Origin of the sequence: uncultured Parabacteroides sp., from assembly GCF_947855115.1 — a bacterium.
Lineage (GTDB): Bacteria > Bacteroidota > Bacteroidia > Bacteroidales > Tannerellaceae > Parabacteroides.
This window is the reverse complement of the sequence record NZ_CANTZW010000012.1, coordinates 26,431-45,294: the sequence shown is the minus strand read 5'-3', so window position 1 is coordinate 45,294 and position 18,864 is coordinate 26,431. Positions and strand designations below refer to the sequence as shown.

General features: G+C 44.7%; 15 protein-coding genes. 5 read left to right on the top strand and 10 right to left on the bottom strand.

What is annotated here, in order from left to right:
* Positions 1 to 5 precede the first annotated feature (5 nt).
* From Q0110_RS09200 to Q0110_RS09180, 5 genes are all read right to left on the bottom strand, one after another.
* The gene (locus Q0110_RS09200; protein ID WP_297905870.1) at positions 6 to 1,124 is read right to left on the bottom strand and encodes a hypothetical protein; all 1,119 of its coding nucleotides are present in this window, start codon (positions 1,122 to 1,124) and stop codon (positions 6 to 8) included.
* Positions 1,125 to 1,186: 62 nt separating this feature from the next.
* Positions 1,187 to 2,032 carry a lipoyl synthase gene (gene lipA / locus Q0110_RS09195; protein ID WP_297905869.1) on the bottom strand — a complete coding sequence of 282 codons (846 nt, stop codon included), beginning with the start codon at positions 2,030 to 2,032 and terminating at the stop codon, positions 1,187 to 1,189.
* 3 nt (positions 2,033 to 2,035) lie between these two features.
* Positions 2,036 to 4,210, bottom strand: a complete 2,175-nt coding sequence (locus tag Q0110_RS09190) for a S9 family peptidase (RefSeq protein WP_297905868.1) — start codon at positions 4,208 to 4,210, stop codon at positions 2,036 to 2,038.
* Positions 4,211 to 4,585: 375 nt separating this feature from the next.
* Complete coding sequence (locus Q0110_RS09185; RefSeq protein WP_297905867.1) at positions 4,586 to 6,328, bottom strand: hypothetical protein; 1,743 nt, start codon at positions 6,326 to 6,328, stop codon at positions 4,586 to 4,588.
* Positions 6,329 to 6,340: 12 nt separating this feature from the next.
* The gene (locus Q0110_RS09180; RefSeq protein WP_297905866.1) at positions 6,341 to 6,673 is read right to left on the bottom strand and encodes a hypothetical protein; all 333 of its coding nucleotides are present in this window, start codon (positions 6,671 to 6,673) and stop codon (positions 6,341 to 6,343) included.
* A 335-nt stretch (positions 6,674 to 7,008) separates the two neighbouring features.
* On the opposite strand from Q0110_RS09180, the gene Q0110_RS09175 reads away from it, so the two are divergent.
* Positions 7,009 to 7,935 (top strand): TIGR01212 family radical SAM protein, encoded by a 927-nt coding sequence (locus tag Q0110_RS09175; protein ID WP_297905865.1) that lies wholly within the window; start codon positions 7,009 to 7,011, stop codon positions 7,933 to 7,935.
* Here Q0110_RS09175 and Q0110_RS09170 read toward each other — a convergent pair.
* The 3 genes from Q0110_RS09170 to Q0110_RS09160 form a co-directional block, all read right to left on the bottom strand.
* Positions 7,921 to 8,415: a DUF4251 domain-containing protein gene (locus tag Q0110_RS09170; protein WP_297905864.1), complete on the bottom strand. Its 495-nt coding sequence runs from the start codon at positions 8,413 to 8,415 to the stop codon at positions 7,921 to 7,923. The two genes, Q0110_RS09175 and Q0110_RS09170, sit on opposite strands and share 15 nt — an antisense overlap.
* 115 nt (positions 8,416 to 8,530) lie before the next feature.
* Positions 8,531 to 9,505: a carboxylesterase family protein gene (locus Q0110_RS09165; RefSeq protein WP_297905863.1), complete on the bottom strand. Its 975-nt coding sequence runs from the start codon at positions 9,503 to 9,505 to the stop codon at positions 8,531 to 8,533.
* Between the two features lie 19 nt (positions 9,506 to 9,524).
* Positions 9,525 to 9,860, bottom strand: a complete 336-nt coding sequence (locus Q0110_RS09160; RefSeq protein ID WP_297905862.1) for a DUF6565 domain-containing protein — start codon at positions 9,858 to 9,860, stop codon at positions 9,525 to 9,527.
* A 121-nt stretch (positions 9,861 to 9,981) separates the two neighbouring features.
* Here Q0110_RS09160 and Q0110_RS09155 point away from each other — a divergent pair, with 121 nt between their 5' ends.
* The gene (locus tag Q0110_RS09155; RefSeq protein WP_297905861.1) at positions 9,982 to 12,660 is read left to right on the top strand and encodes a calcium-translocating P-type ATPase, PMCA-type; all 2,679 of its coding nucleotides are present in this window, start codon (positions 9,982 to 9,984) and stop codon (positions 12,658 to 12,660) included.
* Between the two features lie 211 nt (positions 12,661 to 12,871).
* Here Q0110_RS09155 and Q0110_RS09150 read toward each other — a convergent pair whose 3' ends face one another.
* Positions 12,872 to 13,387, bottom strand: coding sequence for an FKBP-type peptidyl-prolyl cis-trans isomerase (locus Q0110_RS09150; protein ID WP_297905860.1), 516 nt, complete (start codon positions 13,385 to 13,387; stop codon positions 12,872 to 12,874).
* A gap of 129 nt (positions 13,388 to 13,516) precedes the next feature.
* Here Q0110_RS09150 and Q0110_RS09145 point away from each other — a divergent pair, with 129 nt between their 5' ends.
* Together Q0110_RS09145 and Q0110_RS09140 are read left to right on the top strand one after the other, a co-directional pair.
* Positions 13,517 to 15,751 (top strand): S9 family peptidase, encoded by a 2,235-nt coding sequence (locus Q0110_RS09145; protein ID WP_297905859.1) that lies wholly within the window; start codon positions 13,517 to 13,519, stop codon positions 15,749 to 15,751.
* 104 nt (positions 15,752 to 15,855) lie between these two features.
* Positions 15,856 to 16,464 carry a copper resistance protein NlpE gene (locus Q0110_RS09140; RefSeq protein WP_297905858.1) on the top strand — a complete coding sequence of 203 codons (609 nt, stop codon included), beginning with the start codon at positions 15,856 to 15,858 and terminating at the stop codon, positions 16,462 to 16,464.
* 107 nt (positions 16,465 to 16,571) lie between these two features.
* Here the strand turns inward: Q0110_RS09140 and Q0110_RS09135 are convergent, their stop codons facing one another.
* Positions 16,572 to 17,789 (bottom strand): C1 family peptidase, encoded by a 1,218-nt coding sequence (locus tag Q0110_RS09135; protein WP_297905857.1) that lies wholly within the window; start codon positions 17,787 to 17,789, stop codon positions 16,572 to 16,574.
* Between the two features lie 153 nt (positions 17,790 to 17,942).
* Between Q0110_RS09135 and proC the strand changes: the two genes are divergently transcribed.
* Positions 17,943 to 18,746 carry a pyrroline-5-carboxylate reductase gene (proC, locus tag Q0110_RS09130; protein WP_297905856.1) on the top strand — a complete coding sequence of 268 codons (804 nt, stop codon included), beginning with the start codon at positions 17,943 to 17,945 and terminating at the stop codon, positions 18,744 to 18,746.
* Positions 18,747 to 18,864 lie beyond the last annotated feature (118 nt).

The window sequence follows — 18,864 nt, the reverse complement described above, 5'->3', positions numbered from 1 at the left end:
GATGATCAGTTACCGCAACAGAAACTCTCGGCGAAAAGGATCGTATTTTGCAAATAAGGGAACTCCTTCTCGAAATACTCGCTAAATACCCCGGAACTCAAGTTCTCCTCGATTTGCTTCGCGGTCCAAAGTTTTCCGCTACGGCGCTTACATTGCTCAAGTTGCTCCTCCGTACGCAAGCAGACAACATAGAGAGAAACCAAATGTTTCACTTTCTCATTCTCAAAAGTATAACGGATCAGGAAGCGTGGGGCAACCGATTTATCTTGCGCCAAGCTTCCAAGAGCCTCCTTGACCGTACTATCTATGCTATGCCTGAAAAGCACGTAACTATGAAACGGATAATCGATCGTATCCGGAGAGACAAACTCCTCCTTGCTCCGTTTCACAAGATATAACATACCATTATAAACAACCGCGATACGCACGATCGGATGATAGTATTTCTTCGGTAAAGAACGGCTTACCGAACGAGCGATACAACCGATCACTTTGCCTTTGTCACTCAATACGGGAATCCACATCTCCTTTTTCAGGCTACCTTGCATCAAGGACAAACGTATTTGCTCGTAAATAATGACCAATACCCCGATCACCAAGCCCAGTTCACGGTACAAGAAACGCTCGGTACGCATATTCTGCATTGTTTCCGGCAGGATACTATATAGCAAGATGATGAAAAGATGCAACGTATATAGGTTCTGCAGCAACTGAGAGAGAAAATAGAACTCGTTCAAGGTTGTACGAAGCAGGGTACGTTTAAATGTGGGCCGCTTCGAATCGCGTATACGCTGTATGACCGTTCTTCTCGTGAATCCCACGATCGCCAAAGCCACGACCAGCAATACCTCCGTGATAAGGGGAGAGTATATAAACAATACAGGCTCAAGCTTGAGACAAAGAAATATAGAATATAAGACCAAGGTACCCGCCGATGGCAAAAGCATAAACTGGTAGACCTTGTCCTTGCTCAACACCTGAAACAAGAAAATACAAACAAAACAAAAAGCAACCCCTATTATAAAGGATAATAAATAAGAAAAATAGTTGTCCAAAAACATGAACAACAACAACGGCAATAAACCTATCGCCTGATTATCTAGACCTTTCTTTACGCTGTTCATTCCTTCCCCCCTTTAGTCCACTTTTATATTAATAACAACAAAGATTGTCAAAAGTTCATGAATCATACATGCTTTTCCGCATGGTAAGACGAACGTACCAGAGGAGCGCTCTCTACTTTCTTAAAACCTTTGTCAACCGCTCGTTGTCTATAATATTCAAAGCGTTCGGGAGTAACATATTCTGAGACGGGAATATTCTTACGAGAGGGTTGTAAATATTGCCCGATTGTTAAAACGGAAGTCCCCGTTCGCAAAACGTCGTCCATCAACTCGAGTACCTCTTCCTCGGTCTCCCCCAGTCCGACCATGATACCGGTCTTCGCGACCACGCCCCGCTCGGCGATCCGTCGCAAGACGGACAAGCTCACGTCATACTTAGCGGCGCTACGCACTAGCGGGCTTATACGCCGTACGGTTTCCATATTATGGGAAATGATCTCGGGCGCCGCATCCACCACCCGGTCAACCAGCTCTAAGCGCCCTTGGAAATCCGGGATCAATACCTCCACGGTCGTTTGAGGATTCACCTCTTTGATCGCACGAATCGTATTCACCCAGTGAGAAGCCCCTAAGTCTGGAAGATCATCACGGTCTACGGACGTGACCACGGCATGCTTGAGATTCATCAAGCGGATACTCTCCGCGACATTCGCCGGTTCTTTAGGGTCTAACGGAAGAGGTTTGCCCGTAAGCGTATTGCAAAAACGACACGAGCGGGTACAAATCTCACCACCGATCATAAAAGTAGCTGTCCCCCGGCTCCAACATTCACCCATATTCGGACATTTGCCACTTGTGCATATCGTATGAAGACAATGAGATTCAACGATACTCTTCGTCCTCGTGAATTGCTCATTTCCTCCAAGCCGGATCTTCAACCAATCCGGCTTTCTCAAATGCTGCGCCATGTCTTACAAATTATCGAATAAATAATTGGCCATCTTCGTATATAAATGATAACGGGTGTTACCACCGTATATACTATGATTCCGATCCTTATAAACATGCATATCGAACTGCTTACCGGCTTGTACCAAGGCCTCGGCATATTCCATTGTCTGCATAAAATGAACATTATCATCGGCCGTACCATGGATCAGCAACAACTTGCCTTGCAAATCCTTCACCCGGCGTAACGGAGAGGTAACCGCATACCCCTCGAAATTCTCTTGCGGGGTACGCATGAAACGTTCCGTATAAACAGAATCGTAATATTTCCAGTCTGTCGGAGGAGCTACGGCGATACCCACCTTAAACGTTCCGTTTCCGGTACTCAAGGCCATCAACGTATTATACCCCCCGAAACTCCAGCCCCAGATAGCGATACGATCCTTATCGATATAAGGTAGCTCACCCAACGCTCGTGCGGCCTCAACCTGGTCTTTGGATTCCAATTCACCCATTCTCAAATAAGTACATTTGCGGAATGCCTCACCGCGGGCACCGGTTCCACGACCGTCCACACACACCACGATAATACCGTTCGACGCCAGATATTGCTCCCAATCAAAACTGTATTGATCGAGTACCTGTTGGGAGTTCGGGCCGCTATATTGTGTCATCATCACCGGATATTTCTTCGACGGGTCAAAGTCCGCGGGTTTTACAATCCAAGCGTTGAACTCGTAGTCCGAGGCCGTATGCACTTTCATAAATTCTTTCTTGGCGAAAGCATATTCTTTCAACTTATTCTTCAAGGCGGCGTTGTCTTGCAGGACACGTAGTTCCTTTTTGCTCTTCGTCTCATTCACCGTAATCTTCGCCGGTGTGTTCGCGTTGGAATAAGTATTTACGAAATAAGCGAAATTGTCGCTAAAGACCGCCTTGTTCATCCCCTCTTCCGTAGAGAGTTTAGTCTTCACGCCTTTAGCGTCGATCTTATAGATAGAACGACGGATCGGGCTTTCCTCGGCAGACTCGTAATAGAAAGTCTTCGTATTCTCATCCACGCCCAGAAACTTCGTGACATCCCAGTTCCCTTGGGTCACCTGGCGTTGCATAACACCCGTCGGGGAATATAAATAGATATGGGAATAACCATCTTGCTCGCTTACGTACGTAAACCCATTATCCAAGAATTGAATGGAAGACAACCATTCCGAATCCACGTAACACTTATTTTCCTCACGCAAGATCAAACGGAACACGCCGCTTTTCGGATTCGCGTAATACATATTGAACACATTCTGCTGACGATTCAATACCATGACCGCCAATTGATCCGGATTCCGAGTGAAAGTAATGCGAGGAATATAAAAATCGCCTTCTACCGGAACCTTCAACACTTTCGTGTCTTTAGTAACCACACTGTAAGAGTGCACGGATACCGTTGAGTTCTTCTGTCCGGCTTTTGGATACTTGTATTCGTAATACCCCGGATAAAGCCCCTCTCCATACATTTGCATAGAATATTCGGGAACCTCAGACTCATCAAAGCGAACAAAGGCCAGATACTCGCTATCGGGAGACCACGCCATTAGATTTGTCACGGCGAATTCCTCCTCATATACCCAGTCCGTGATACCATTCAGTATCTTATTCAACTCACCGTCCTTGGTAACCTGTACCTCCGTATCATAATCAAACTTTCGTATCCAAATATTATTATCCCGTACATAAGCGCACATACGGCCATCCGGCGAAAATGTCGGGATCATTTGCTTGCCCTTAGCATCAGAAATAGGTTTCACATAATTACGACGCACATCATAATCGTAAACCACCGCCTTGGTAGAGCGACGATAAATAGGCTCCGTTTCCCTCCAAACCAAGATATGATGCCCGGTACTGCTGATCGTATACCCATCAAAATCCGTAAAGGTACATTCACGAGCTTTACGGGCATAAAACAATGTATCCACAGGATTTCCCGTACGATAGGAATATTTAATGATCATACTTTTATCGGCGTTCATAGCTGTGTAGTGTTCTCCATCCGGCAGGGATCGCATCTCTCCGATAGCCGTCGTTTGACGAAATTTCCCATCGGTTATCTCTTTTAAGTCAACATGCTTGCTTCCGTTTTGTGCGGCCACACTCCCGAACACGGCCAACGAAAGCAATAAACCAAAACCTAATCGTTTCATTTATACTCTTATTATTTCTGTTTGAAGCGCAAAGTTAGCATAAAAAACGATACCACTAACAGAGATTCTCTATTTCCTCAGTACAACATGTAGGACAGCCATTTTTATAGCCCGAAAAATGCGACAGTACTTATTTACCCATAGAATATATACTGCAAGTGGCAAAGGAGATATACTTGCTTGGCCAAGTAAGTACTACTGCGTTTTCCGGTTACATAAGTCATGCACGCATTGATTTCTACCAGACAAAGCATAACTCCACTTAAAAAATAGCGACAACAGACCTTACTGGTCTATTATCGCCATTCTAACAATGAAATAACGGTTATCATGAACCATCTAGCTTTAAACTATCATAAATCATATAGTTATATCTTAATGTTTTACAACGACATTCAATGTCTGCGCATCTTCAGCCGCAGTCTTTACACGCAAAATATAAATACCATTCAACAAAGAAGAAACATCGATATTCAAATGAACAGCACTTTCATCTTGGCCTTTCACCGTGTTTTGATACACACAAGTTCCTGTACTACTATACAATCCAATACTATACGTCGAGGGCATGTTTAATATGGGGCGCTGCTCCGTAGCCTCCATAGCAAATGCTCCGTCTTGTAAAGTCTGCGTTTCTATATTTGGCGCAATCTGTACTTGCAATGTAGAACTTACCGGATTCTGTAAAACAGAAATGTTATAAGTACTTGATACATAAAGCCAGCCTATTACTTGCCATTCACCCCAACCGTAAGTATTGTGAGCACGAGCAGACAGATTACATGAGCGAGAAGTGCTTGAACGATATATTTTCACACTGGATTTATTTGAGTTTTGAGCGACAATAGACCAATCACTCGGATAGTCACTCTTCCACTCGTACTGATCAACATTGTAACGAGAATCACAAGAGACAGCGGCAGTAAATGACTGATCATTATCCTTTGTAAATGTTTGAACAGAGGGTTTAGGTGGTACTGTATTATACGTAGGATCCGGATATGTATAATATCTTAATCCCGATGAATTATAGGGACAGTCGTTTATTGAATGCTCAAAAAGCGGTGATTTTCCCCATTTAGATATCAAATATCCGCTTCGAGAAGATGTTACAGCTGAATGATCATCATTAGGAAAAGATACTTTACAGTATTTACCTGATGTATTAGTAGTTTGCACGAAGCTACCATCATTCCAAAACGCATCATCCCCTGGGGTATTAATCCAAACATAACTATGCCCTTCAGAACAATACCAAGCATAGGCATGGCAATTGTAAGCGCAAGTTGCTTCTCCTTTGAATACGATTCGGTTATTATAATAACTCAACCATTCATTTTTATATTCATTTTTTTTAGAACTACTTAGCTCTCCACTTGTTAATTGTAGCGCAGAAACCGCAGTACCTTTTGGGGTATAAATAGTAGTATTACTATATACTGCATTATCAGCAAAAGGTTGTATCGATCCATCTGCAATCAACAGGTCAATAGGATCACTATTTAATGCTTGGTTTGATTTTACAGTAGGATGCCCCAAGATCTTATTCATAAGAATCAAAGAAGATTGATAATCCGATGTAGAATATTCTACAGGATCTTCCATTTTTTGGTACAATTTCTTACGGGCCTCCCCCAACAAGTCCATACGATCAGTTTCACTCATTTTGTTGATAATCGCATCTTGAGCTAATAACAATTCGAAATAAGACCTCTTGAGAGACCAAGAAGTTTGATTGATCGCTTTGCTTTTAGGAGCCATCCTTGCTGCATCCATTTGCTTGTAGACAGATAACAACTCTATTGGTGCATCTGCCCGCTTCATCAATTCTTGCAACCCGTTAAAATTACGAATATTGATATCTATCCCGTCCTGTGGATTATTGAATGCTGTAAAATAAATCCAAGCAGGATAGTTCATGCAAGTGATAACCAAATCTGGAGTACTCATACCTACTAACAAATCTTCCGGAATCTGCATAGCAGAAAAACGATCTTTTTCAGTGACTAAATTACCCCATGCTTCCGTACCCGGTTTTACAGGAAAATCATAAACTTGTGCTTGTGATAAAACTGAAAGAACACAAGCAATAGCGACAAATAAAAAACTTTTCTTCATGGCATCATTATTTTACTGTGGCTTGTAAACCGCATGTTTATCCGTATCTTCTAAAAGCAATATTAGCTTATTAAGATCTTTCTCAAACGGATACGTTTTCAGATCATTCGTATTACTACTGTGAACAGGAACCAAACTAATAGAGTCCGCATTTACACGATACAAATATGGAACAATATAAGAAGGATCAAAATTCTCATAAATAAGAGTACCACTATCCTTCCATGATTTAGAATCGGAGAAATAGAGTTTCCCCTTAGGACCTACACCAACATCGTCACTACAACCGACAACACAAATGATTGTCATTAGAGCAACTAACTTAAAGAAAAATTTCATTTTCATAGGCTTTCACTTAAAAAATGGTTCAACATATATATAATTATCCCGATAATAATCCTAAAGCGTTTTTAGTAGCTTTGTAAAATAAAAAAATCAACAAAATTAAAACAGATCAACAAGGAATAAGGAACAAGGAATAAAGTCAAATACAGTATATCTATCTCATTAAAATTTATCAACAAGACAAATATACGAAAATATCAAAACACCAACAAAAAAATATTAAAAAAACAGGATTATACCCTTCTCAAAACACGTACGTGTTTTTGGAAAAAGTCGTACATGTTTTTCGGAAAACACGTACGTGTTTTTCAAAAGACTTCTCTTACCTTTGTCCTATGGAAAAAACAAGACGATATTACGAATACGGCGAGTTCCTTCGGGAACATTTCGGCCATAAGGTACAGAAGATCTCTATCAACGCAGGCTTCACCTGTCCGAATCGTGACGGATCTAAAGGATGGGGCGGCTGTACCTATTGTAATAACCAAACATTCAGTCCGGAATACTGCCATACGGAGAAAAGCGTTACCGAGCAATTAGAGGAAGGCGTACGCTTTTTTTCCCGCAAATATCCGGATATGCGGTATCTAGCCTACTTCCAAGCCTACACGAATACATACGACCGATCAGACGCTCTTATTCGCAAATATGAGGAAGCGCTCGCCTATCCCGGAGTGGAAGGATTGATCGTCGGCACTCGTCCGGATTGTATGCCGGAAGATTTATTGGATTATTTTGCGGAGCTTTCCCAGCGAAAATTCGTCATGATTGAATATGGATTGGAAAGTACGCTTGACAAGACTTTACTCCGCATAAACAGGGGGCATACCCATGAAGAATCGGAATCCGCTATCTGTCGCACGGCGGCAAAAGGCATTTACACCGGGGCGCATCTGATACTAGGGCTACCGGGAGAAAGCCGGGATGAGATATTGCGCCATGCGGATGTCTTGTCGCGCCTCCCGATCACGACACTTAAATTACACCAATTGCAACTCATCCGGAATACCCGCATGGCGAAAGAGTTCAAGGAAGATCCCTCGGATTTCCATTTATATACGGCCGACGAATATATCGAGTTGGTAATCGACTTTATAGAACGACTGAACCCCTCTATCGTAGTAGAGAGGTTCGTATCACAATCCCCCAAAGAGCTGCTGATCGCGCCGGATTGGGGTTTAAAGAACTTCGAATTTACCGCTAAGGTAAACAAGCGGATCGAGGAAAGAGATACACGGCAAGGACGACTATTTCAAATCTAAGGCGACATCACCATAAAAGGTAATGGACTGCTTATTTACAGGCGTCACGTTGATTGTAGCCGAGCCATTCGGATAGACTTCCACCCGAAACGTGTATATATCCTCTTTGGTCTTCACACGGAACTTGATCTCGGAACGGCCTTTCTTCTTCGAGGTTCGCTCTTTCTCTACCGCTACCTCTTTAAACATCAAGCCTTCTCCACCACCATAAGGAGCAGAATAAGCACGTCCAAAGTAAGGAAGATGGGAAAGTATCGAATCACCATGTATTTCTAACGAGTAAGGGGTAGTAAGATTGACAGATCTCCCGGCCATCGGTACGGCACGATCCACATCGATCTTAATACGACCGCTATCCACGACCTCCTTCACCGCCTTCTCTTTTTTCTCCTTCCGCTCTTGTTTGCTTTGAGCAAATAGGGATTGCCCCGTACAAAGCAGGACAATCCCTGAAAAAACAACTAACCTTTTCAATCTCATAACCTTAATAAACTAAACACACTACTAGTCAATCTATATAATAAAGACAATCTTCCGGAAGAATAGTTTAATCTAAAAAGGTCAAATTAAGGCTGTTTATATTTCATTAATCATATTAACGCAAATTATCCAAGATATAATCCTGTACGGTAAAATCTTTCCGTACAGCCGTATCACCGGGAACACGCTCGCTTGTCGTTATCGCTAAATTCTCTCCCCCTAAGACCTGGCGGGTCAAGAAACTCATGATATCGTATTGATTCCGGGAGAGAGGAAGCCCGGAAATCTCGTGCCCCGCGTTCTCCACCTTATAAAAATAATAAGAGGCTTGAAGATTTTCCAGACTTCTCGCGATGGAAGACGATCCCCATAAACCTCCGAGATTCTCCATAGCGGCTTGCTCAAAAGGAACGGTCTTGTCCGCATCGCCATGGAATAGCATAATCGGGCAAGGCATCTTTCCCCAACGCGGAGGAACTCGATCGGAGACAGCACCGGCATACGAGATCACGCCGGCATAATTGAAACCCGCCGGTAACCTTTTCGCCAACTCATGCCCGTTGCATAAATCATACTCTGCCTGCAATACCGTAATCGCCCCGGCACTCGATCCGCTCGCTACGATCCGCTTCACATCAATGTTCCAATCTTGGCTTTGGTTGATCACGAAACCGGTAGCGTCATAAAAATCCTCGACCGCCGTATCAATCGCATACTGTAAGGCCGCGACAAAATCCTCCGGAGAGGATATTTCGGACGTATCCAGATTCTTCAAAGCTGTACGGTAATCCGTAGAAACCACCACGAATCCATTCCGGGCGAGGAACTCGAAATAGGGAATATATTCTTTATCGGACTTATCTCCCCCTTTAAACCCTCCGCCAAAAGCGAAAATCATCACAGGCTTTTCAGAGGAGTCCGACATAGAGGATAACTCATACTTGTCTAACGACAATGTATCTGTCCCTTTTATAGAGAATACGAAGTTCTCTTTTCGCACTTCCACATCCGCCACGGGCCTAGGCCGCGTACAAGCGAATGAGCAGACGATCCATAAAGTAAATAACGAATACACCCAATTTCTGTTCATCTTATTTTTGTATTAAAGGTTACTTTGTCCCTTCTTTCAAGCCATCCAAGAACTTATCCGCTTTCTTGGCAGCGTCTCTTACGCCCGCTTTCATTTTTAATCCGGCGTATGCGGCCTGCAATTTGATGATTTCCGCTTTCTCTTCCGCGCTCAGCTCTTCCTCGAACTTCGCGTAAAGATCCGTGGAAAGATCCGAGAATTTCCGATCCGCTTTCTTCCAGTCCTTATCGGTATAACCGGCGGCCTTCATCTCCACCTCATCCACAAAATCGCAAAACTCTTTCACGTATGAATCTTTTGATTGGCAAGCGCTCAAGGCGAACATTACCAACAACATGAACAGTACATTCTTCATCTCCATTAAAAAATTAAAACGTTATACAACACAAATATATGCAAAAAGGTTAAACCCTTGTATATGTCGTATAACTTTACGTAATTTGCCTCCCTATTTTCTTAATCAGATTAATAAATTTATGGAGAAAAAACATCAGTACCAAGGATTAACCAAACAAGAAGTAGAAGAGAGCAGACGTCTCCATGGCGAGAATGTGCTTACCCCTCCAGAGAAAGCCTCGCTATGGAGCCAGTTCTTAGAGAAATTCGAGGACCCTATCATCCGTATATTATTGGTGGCATGGCTTTTGTCTATGATAATCGCCGGAGTACATTGCTGGGGACCGGAGGCGAAAGGGTTCACGGCATTCCTAGAACCGATCGGTATCTTTTTTGCCATCATGCTTGCCAGTTGCGTGGGCTTTTTCTTCGAGGTGAAAGCAAATAAAGCTTTTGATATATTAAATACGGTCAATGATGATATTTTAGTGAAAGTGATCCGCGACGGAAATATTTGCCAGATACCGAAGAAAGAGGTTGTCGTAGGCGATATCGTTGTTTTAGAAACCGGTGAGGAAGTTCCGGCCGACGGACATTTGCTAGAGGCTATCTCTTTACAGATCAACGAATCCACCTTGACCGGAGAACCGATTATCAGCAAGACAACGAATGAGGAGGATTTCGACATGGAAGCAACTTATCCCTCCAACGTGGTCATGCGAGGAACAACAGTCGTAGACGGACATGGCGTAATGCAAGTCGAGAAAGTCGGTGACGCTACCGGATACGGCAAGGTATACGAAGGCTCACAAATCGAGAGCGATGTAGAGACCCCTCTACAGATACAGTTGAAAGGTTTGGCAAACGTGATCAGCAAAGCCGGGTATACGATAGCCGGAGTGACGTTCATCGCCTTGACCGCGAAATTCTTTTTATCGGATAGTTTCCCCGGGATGCCGATGATGGATATTATCGCCCATATCCTCAACTACTTTATGGTAGCGGTTACATTGATCGTGGTATCCGTTCCGGAAGGATTGCCGATGAGCGTCACGCTAAGTCTGGCCCTCAGCATGAACCGTATGTTGAAGACGAACAATCTTGTCCGGAAAATGCATGCCTGCGAGACCATGGGAGCTACTACCGTAATTTGCACGGACAAGACCGGAACGTTGACGCAGAACCAAATGCAGGTCTACCAAACGAATTTCTATAACCTGAAAGACCAAAAACTTGGAGACGATGAGTTAAGTAACCTGATCAAGGAAGGTATCTCCGCGAACTCTACGGCATACCTAGACTTCTCGGAAGAAAAGGTAAAAACCCTTGGAAATCCGACGGAAGCCGCCCTTTTACTCTGGCTGAACGGACAACACCAGAATTATCTGGAATTAAGAGAGAACGCTACGATCCTGGATCAATTGACCTTCTCCACAGAACGAAAATATATGGCTACGATCGTACAATCACCGTTGCTCGGCAAAAAGGTGCTTTATGTGAAAGGAGCCCCCGAAATCGTACTGGCCAATAGTAACCGGGTGGCGATAGAAGGAACCTACAAACCGGTAACGGAATGTAAGGCGGGTATTGAGAAGCAGTTATTGGATTATCAAAATCAAGCGATGCGTACGCTTGGCTTCGCTTATCAAATCATTGAGGATGGAAAGGACGAGACGTTCTTCATGGAAGGTCGTTTGCATCATACGGATTTAACATATCTGGGTATCGTAGCGATCTCCGATCCGGTGCGTGCGGATGTGCCACCCGCCGTTCAAAGTTGCTTGGACGCAGGCATCAACGTGAAAATCGTCACCGGAGATACACCGGGTACGGCTAAAGAGATCGGACGGCAAATCGGTACGTGGAAGGCAGATGATACCGACAGGAATATTATCACGGGACCTGCGTTCGAGGCGCTTAGCGACCAAGAAGCCTTGGATCGTGTATTAGACTTGAAGATCATGTGCCGCGCCCGTCCTACGGACAAGCAGCGCTTGGTACAATTGTTGCAGCAAAAAGGGGCCGTTGTAGCGGTTACCGGCGACGGCACAAACGATGCCCCCGCCTTGAAAGCGGCGCAAGTGGGGCTTTCCATGGGTGATGGCACGTCTGTCGCCAAGGAAGCCAGCGACATCACGATTATCGACAACTCGTTCAGTAGCATCACCCGTGCGGTGATGTGGGGACGTTCCTTGTACCGGAATATCCAGAAATTTCTGTTATTCCAACTGACTATCAATGTAGCCGCTTGCTTGATCGTATTATTGGGATCTTTATTAGGTACGGAATCGCCTTTGACTATCACGCAGATGCTATGGGTAAACTTGATCATGGATACATTCGCTGCCGGAGCCTTGGCCTCTCTCCCACCCAATGAGCGAGTGATGCAGGACAAACCTCGCCGTAGCGGTAAAGATGGAGATTTCATCATCACCCGTGCCATGGCTTACAATATTTTCGGTGTCGGATTTGCGTTTGTCGTAATCTTGATGGGCTTGTTATTCTACTTCCATGCGCAAGAGGGTTTAACACCTCACGATTTATCATGGTTCTTCAGTTTCTTCGTGATGCTACAGTTCTGGAATATGTTTAACGCGAAAGCTTTTATGGAAGGACGTTCCGCATTCGCTAATTTAAAGGATAGCAAAAGCTTCTTGCTCGTCGCTTTACTGATTTTGATCGGTCAATATCTGATCGTCACGTTCGGAGGCGAGATGTTCAGCGTAATACCTTTGTCCTTGAAAGACTGGGCGATCATCATCGGTTCTTCTTCGCTGGTTTTATGGATCGGAGAGTTATTCCGATTATTTAAAAGGTAAATATCGGGAATCTTCCACAACGTGGACCTATCGTGCAATTTGTAGAGACGGGGCGTGCCCCGTCTCATCCCAGCAAAATAGTAACTTAAAATACCTTCATTTGGTGGGAGACGGGGCACGCCCCGTCTCTACAACTAGATATGATATTCCCTGCGAGAAATTATAGTTTCTGGCAGGGGTAATTTTAAGGGAGTATGATATATGGAAATCTTCACTCTACCTTATCTAAGGTAAAGGTGAATATTAAAGTTGAACCTCCGGGAATGCCGCTATAATCACTATTTCCATAACCTAACGAAGCCGGAATGATTGCCTCTACAGTCTCATCCAAACGGATATTCAATAAAACACCACTTAAACCGGGGATAATACCATTCATGGAAAAACTTGAATTTTCCACTTTCTCTTGAAAGACCTGCCCATCGATGAACTTTCCTTCCAGATCAAGCAAATAGACCACGGAAGTCAGCGAAGGTTTTGTCTGCCAATCATTCTCCTTTTTAAGGATCCTGTATAGGGCGGTATCACTTCCTATAACCACTTGTTTATATCTTAATTCACCATTCTCGTCTTTCTCCGCTTTCTTTTCCCAGATATATTCTTTGTTTTTAGTGATATAAGCCAATTGCTCTTCCGAGAACTGAATCTCGTCATCATCTCCACAAGAAGTAAATCCCATCACTACGATCATTAGAAATGACCATACATACATTGAAAGTGCCTTCATTCCGAATTCTATAATAAATTACATTATGATTATTCTTGATCTCCGAGGCGCGAATATACAAATCCATTTTGTTATATCAACTAACTTTCCGTTCTTTGCATAAACATAATAGTAACCAACTAATACAATATGAGACTAAACAAACTAATAGCGATCGCCGCGGTCAGCCTTCTGTCGGGAGGTATAAGCATGGCGCAAAAAGCGTTGAATATCGAGGATATCGTAGCCGGCAACGTCATACAGACGAAAGGCTTCGGAAGCATGACTTGGCTGAAAGACGGAGAACGTTACAGCCGCTTGGAAAATAACAAACAAACCGGAGGTACGGATATCGTTGCCTATAAAGCAAAAGACAATTCCCGCGAAGTCATTATCCCTTCATCCATGTTGACAGACAAATCCACGGGAAAACCTATCCCCGTACGCAGTATCTCTTGGAGCGCAGATAATGAGAAAGTCTTGATTTATAACAACACCCAACGGGTATGGCGTTATGACACACGGGGCGACTACTGGGTATTAAACCTAAAAGACGGCGCTTTACGCCAACTGGGAAAGGGAATGCCGGAATCTTCCATGATGTTCGCGAAATTCTCTCCGGACGGTACGCGGGTAGCCTATGTTTCCAACAATAATATATATGTAGAAGATATAGACTCCGGAAAAATCGTCCAGCTAACAGAAGACGGAAGCGATACGATAGTCAACGGAACCTTCGATTGGGTATACGAGGAGGAATTCAGTTGTCGGGACGGTTTTCGCTGGAGCCCGGACGGAAAGTATATCGCCTATTGGCAAAGCGACACGAAAGGGACAGGAGTATTCGACATTATTAATAATGTAGACTCCATCTACGCAAAAGTAATCCATTTCCCATATCCCAAGGCAGGGAGCACCAATTCTGCCGTAAAAGTCGGCTATGTATCCTCTGCCGGAGGAAGCACCACTTGGATCGCCATCCCCGGAGACCCCCGGAATAATTACCTGCCCCGTATGGAATTTATCCCCGGAAGCGACGAATTGTTCATACAGCAACTAAACCGTCCGCAAAATACCAATAAAGTATGGATCGCCAAGATATCCGACAACTCGCTGAGCAATATCTTCACCGATACGGATGCCGCGTGGCTAGACACGAACGATCATATACAATGGCTGAAAGACAACCGCTATTTCACGTGGGAAAGCGAGCGTAGCGGCTGGAGGCATTTATACCGGATAAGCCGCGACGGGAAAGAGATACAGCCGATCACCCAAGGAAACTTCGATTATATCTCGCCAGTAGGGACCGACCTGCGAAAGGGCTGGGTCTATTTCATCGCCTCCCCGGATAATTTCACCCAACGTTACTTATACCGGGCCGAATTATTCGGCGACGGGAAAGTGGAACGTGTAAGCCCCATGGAGCAATCCGGACAGCACCGTTACAATATGTCGCCCACCGGCAAATGGGCCATACACACGTATAGCAACGCCTCTACCCCATCCGTTATCGACATGGTCTCTTTCCCGAAACACCAATCCGTACGCATGCTGGAAGACAATGCCCAAGCCAAAGAGCAATACGCCGCCTTAGGATTAAACCCGAAAGAGTTTATCAAAGTCAAATCCGGCGATCTTACCTTAGACGCCTGGATGATAAAGCCCGTCAATTTCGATGCCTCCAAGAAATACCCGGTTATCATAGAGGTATACGGCGAACCGGCGAACGCCACCGTACAAGACGTATGGGGTAACGGAGATTTGTGGCAGCAATATATGGCGAACCAAGGTTATATCGTGGTAAGTATCGAGAACCGGGGAGCGAATGCTCCCCGCGGACGCGAATGGCGTAAATGCATTTACGGGGAAGTGGGTACTTTCGCCGCCGAGGATCAAAGCAGGGGAATATTGGATATGGCCCGTCAATATCCTTTCATCGATACCAGCCGGATCGGTATCACCGGATGGAGCGGCGGAGGCAGCCAAACCCTGAACTGCATGTTTCGTTACCCGAAGATATTCCATACCGGTATAGCGATCGCTTTTGTCGCCGACCAACGCCTATACGACACGATCTATCAAGAACGCTATATGAATACCCCGCAGAATAATCCGGATGGTTACCGAAAAGGTTCCCCGATTACGTATGCCGAAGGGCTGGAAGGCAACCTGTTGCTTATCCACGGTACGGGAGATGACAACGTACATTACCAGAATTGCGAGATGCTGGTAAACAAGTTGATCAAGAACGGGAAGATGTTCACGCAAATCAGTTACCCGATGCGCAGCCACAGCATCAACGAAGGGGAAGGAACGACTCTTCACCTACGAAAGACGATGGCTAAATACTGGCTGGATCATCTTCCGGCCGGAGGAAAATAAAACGGTCTGAATCTGTAAATAGTTAAAAACGATCCCCCACGAAACAAATCGCGGGGGATTTTTTGTTATAAGTCCAAACGTCACTAATAAAATAAATAATGGTAATGAAAAAGTATTTTATCGCAGTAGCGGCTATGGCATTTTTGGCCGCATGTAGCGGGAAACAAGCCCAGAAGGAGGTACCCGTAGAAGTAGAGGAAGAAGAATTCGCCATAATGTCGGCGGCTCCGGACGCTCCGTCTTTGCCACTGATCCACTCTGTCAAGGCGGCCAAATCGACAAAGCCCGTGAATATGAGAGACTCCTTGAAAGTAGATCCTAAAAAGGGCCCGGTTATCCAGAAAAAATACAAAGGAACCGTAACTTCTCCGGATAGTGTTCTCGTGGATTATGACTTGACCTTGTATTATCAACAAGACAATGCCGATGAGGAAGGCGTGTTTGAGCTGGATGCCCTTTATACCGTACCGGAAACAGCAGCCTCAAATGCCGGGACAGCCTCCAAAACCCCTCAGAAAGCCATTACAACCGGTAAGCAAAAGGTAAAACGCGGAACACCCAACGACGCTAGCGCGGTAATCTACGAGCTGATCCCCAATGATGGCGAGCCGGTTATTTACTTCCAAGTAGAAGGAGACAACCTAACCTTGATGAACGAAGCCTTGCAAAAGGCGGCGGCAGACCTTAACTACACGCTAAAACTTGTTCAATAAAATATAGGCAGCACATCTTTGTATATATAAATCACCCCGATAGTCTTACCGGATCGCCGGAAGCTATCGGGGTTTAATCTTTATTTAAACCATTCTTTACGAACAGATTATTTAATTCCTAACTTAGCTTTGATAGCTTTAGGGATGGCATCTTTATGAACCACGATGTTCATGGTCTTATAACGGACGAATGCCTTGGAAGCATACCAAATACCGTTGTACTTATTGTTGGTTCCCCAAGAGTTCTTCACCATATAATACTCATTGCCTTCCTGGTCTTTGGCGATACCGAAGATTTGCATGCCATGATCATCGGTTGTCTCATAGTTGTCGTAAGCCAACTGGCGCTCTTCTTGCGTACACCATTTTTGAGGTTGCGGTTTCGTGTTCAGCTTCTTTTCCTCCGGTTTCAATTTCAACCAATGAGCCATATCGGAGCCACTCAACTCTTGTACCTTCTCATCATCGGGCATAACGGCTACTCCGTCGCGGGTAAAACCAGATTCGCTCACGTCCGATCCCCAAGCGATCGTATAACCCGTATTAATCGCATTATCAAAAACTTCCATAAACTCATCTAACGGCAAGTTGTACGACATACTATGACGCCAGTTATCTTGAATCTCTAGCGAGAACTGGGTATAGAACGGATGATGCGTATAAGAAGTCAACGATACATAATCTGAGGCCTTCAAACCTGTAGACTCAAAGAATGACTTCGGCGTATATTCCTTTCCCTTATAAGTGAATTTCTCCGGACACTTACCCAAATAGATTTGATGTACGGCCGCAACAGCCTTCTTCCATAACATCGCGTTATTCTCGTCAGACTGCAATTTGCGTAATTTTCCTTTAGCGATAGCGGCTACCATAGCGTCCGTCAAGGCCGAAAGCTCGGTATGGTTACTCAACGTGTCGGAATACATCACGCCCGGACGCATCACCTCCTCCGGAACCAAGCCGAACTTTTCCATTCCATAGATCGCGTCATAAAAAGACCCGCCTTGCGAGAATGAAACATCTCCGTGGGTACGCACGGCGGCATCGGCACGATCCATATAGGTGTTATATACCGTAAACATCTCGGATAAGTCATATTCGCCCTTTCCCATACGAAGCAATTCCGACTCCAAGAAAGCGTTCGAGGAATAACACCAGCATGTACCCGCACGATTTTGGTTCTTAACCGACGTAATCGGGTTCTCCTTCACGGTCGTGAATACGAATCCCTCCTCGCTCTCTTTCTTCTCCGTGTCTTGCGCCTGGATCGTCGCAGACATAGCCAGAGCCAATAGCATGCTTGAAACTAAAACAGTCTTTTTCATGTAATTTTATATATTTATATTAGTATTAAGTTCATATTGTCCGCAAATGTAAGTTTTTTATCCTTAGCTTGCTCTATAAAGTCTTACGTATTTGAGATATTTTGTCTAAGTTTGCCCCCTCAGAAAACATAACATATAACTAATTATCGCAAAATGAGAATATCTATTATCGGTTCGGGTAATATCGGCGGGGCGATCGCCCGCGGCTTAGCGAAAGGGAGCATGTTCAAGGCCTCAGATATCACTTGTACCGCCCAATCGGATGAGACTTTGGATAAAATGAGAAAGATCAATCCGGACTTTATCTTGACCCACGACAACGTAGAAGCCGCACGAAACGCCGATATCATCATAATCGCCGTCAAGCCTTGGCGTGTAGAAATGATTATAGATGAGATTAAGCCGGTGCTGGATTTCGAGAAGCAGATAATCGTATCGGTCGCGGCTGGCGTAACTTTCGACTTGCTAAATACTTACCTGACCAAGAATACGGACTTCGATTGCCTGGCTACCCCTACGATCTTCCGTATCATGCCCAATACGGCTATCGAGGTGATGAGCAGCATGACTTTCGTATCTGCCCGCAATGCCTCCCAAGAGCAAACAGACCTAATCATCCATGTCTTCAATGAGCTAGGCAACGCCATGCTGGTAGAAGAACGATTGATGGGAGCGGGAACAGCGCTGGCTTCCAGCGGTATCGCCTTTGCCCTGCGCTATATCCGCGCGGCGATAGAAGGCGGTGTAGAGTTGGGGTTCTATCCGAAACAAGCGCAAGAGATCGTGGTACATACCGTGAAAGGTGCCGTAGACTTATTGTTGGAGAATAAGAGTAATCCGGAAATGGAAATCGATAAGGTAACGACTCCGGGGGGTATCACCATCAAGGGATTGAACGAGATGGAGCTTTCCGGTTTCACTTCCTCCGTGATCCGGGGATTGAAGGCCAGCAAATAACGCCTCCCCCGACATTCTCCGGGCTTTATATCACATGGACAGGCGCAGAGTAACGCAGATATATTCATCGATAACAAAATAAATCTGCGTTCATCTGCGTATCTTGATCCGTCCGCGT

Bases quoted from the DNA above. Each gene is read 5' to 3' on its own strand.
- Q0110_RS09200 (WP_297905870.1), bottom strand. From the start codon at position 1,124: ATGAACAGCGTAAAGAAAGGTCTAGATAATCAGGCGATAGGTTTATTG.
- lipA (WP_297905869.1), bottom strand. From the start codon at position 2,032: ATGGCGCAGCATTTGAGAAAGCCGGATTGGTTGAAGATCCGGCTTGGA.
- Q0110_RS09190 (WP_297905868.1), bottom strand. From the start codon at position 4,210: ATGAAACGATTAGGTTTTGGTTTATTGCTTTCGTTGGCCGTGTTCGGG.
- Q0110_RS09185 (WP_297905867.1), bottom strand. From the start codon at position 6,328: ATGAAGAAAAGTTTTTTATTTGTCGCTATTGCTTGTGTTCTTTCAGTT.
- Q0110_RS09180 (WP_297905866.1), bottom strand. From the start codon at position 6,673: ATGAAAATGAAATTTTTCTTTAAGTTAGTTGCTCTAATGACAATCATT.
- Q0110_RS09175 (WP_297905865.1), top strand. From the start codon at position 7,009: ATGGAAAAAACAAGACGATATTACGAATACGGCGAGTTCCTTCGGGAA.
- Q0110_RS09170 (WP_297905864.1), bottom strand. From the start codon at position 8,415: ATGAGATTGAAAAGGTTAGTTGTTTTTTCAGGGATTGTCCTGCTTTGT.
- Q0110_RS09165 (WP_297905863.1), bottom strand. From the start codon at position 9,505: ATGAACAGAAATTGGGTGTATTCGTTATTTACTTTATGGATCGTCTGC.
- Q0110_RS09160 (WP_297905862.1), bottom strand. From the start codon at position 9,860: ATGAAGAATGTACTGTTCATGTTGTTGGTAATGTTCGCCTTGAGCGCT.
- Q0110_RS09155 (WP_297905861.1), top strand. From the start codon at position 9,982: ATGGAGAAAAAACATCAGTACCAAGGATTAACCAAACAAGAAGTAGAA.
- Q0110_RS09150 (WP_297905860.1), bottom strand. From the start codon at position 13,387: ATGAAGGCACTTTCAATGTATGTATGGTCATTTCTAATGATCGTAGTG.
- Q0110_RS09145 (WP_297905859.1), top strand. From the start codon at position 13,517: ATGAGACTAAACAAACTAATAGCGATCGCCGCGGTCAGCCTTCTGTCG.
- Q0110_RS09140 (WP_297905858.1), top strand. From the start codon at position 15,856: ATGAAAAAGTATTTTATCGCAGTAGCGGCTATGGCATTTTTGGCCGCA.
- Q0110_RS09135 (WP_297905857.1), bottom strand. From the start codon at position 17,789: ATGAAAAAGACTGTTTTAGTTTCAAGCATGCTATTGGCTCTGGCTATG.
- proC (WP_297905856.1), top strand. From the start codon at position 17,943: ATGAGAATATCTATTATCGGTTCGGGTAATATCGGCGGGGCGATCGCC.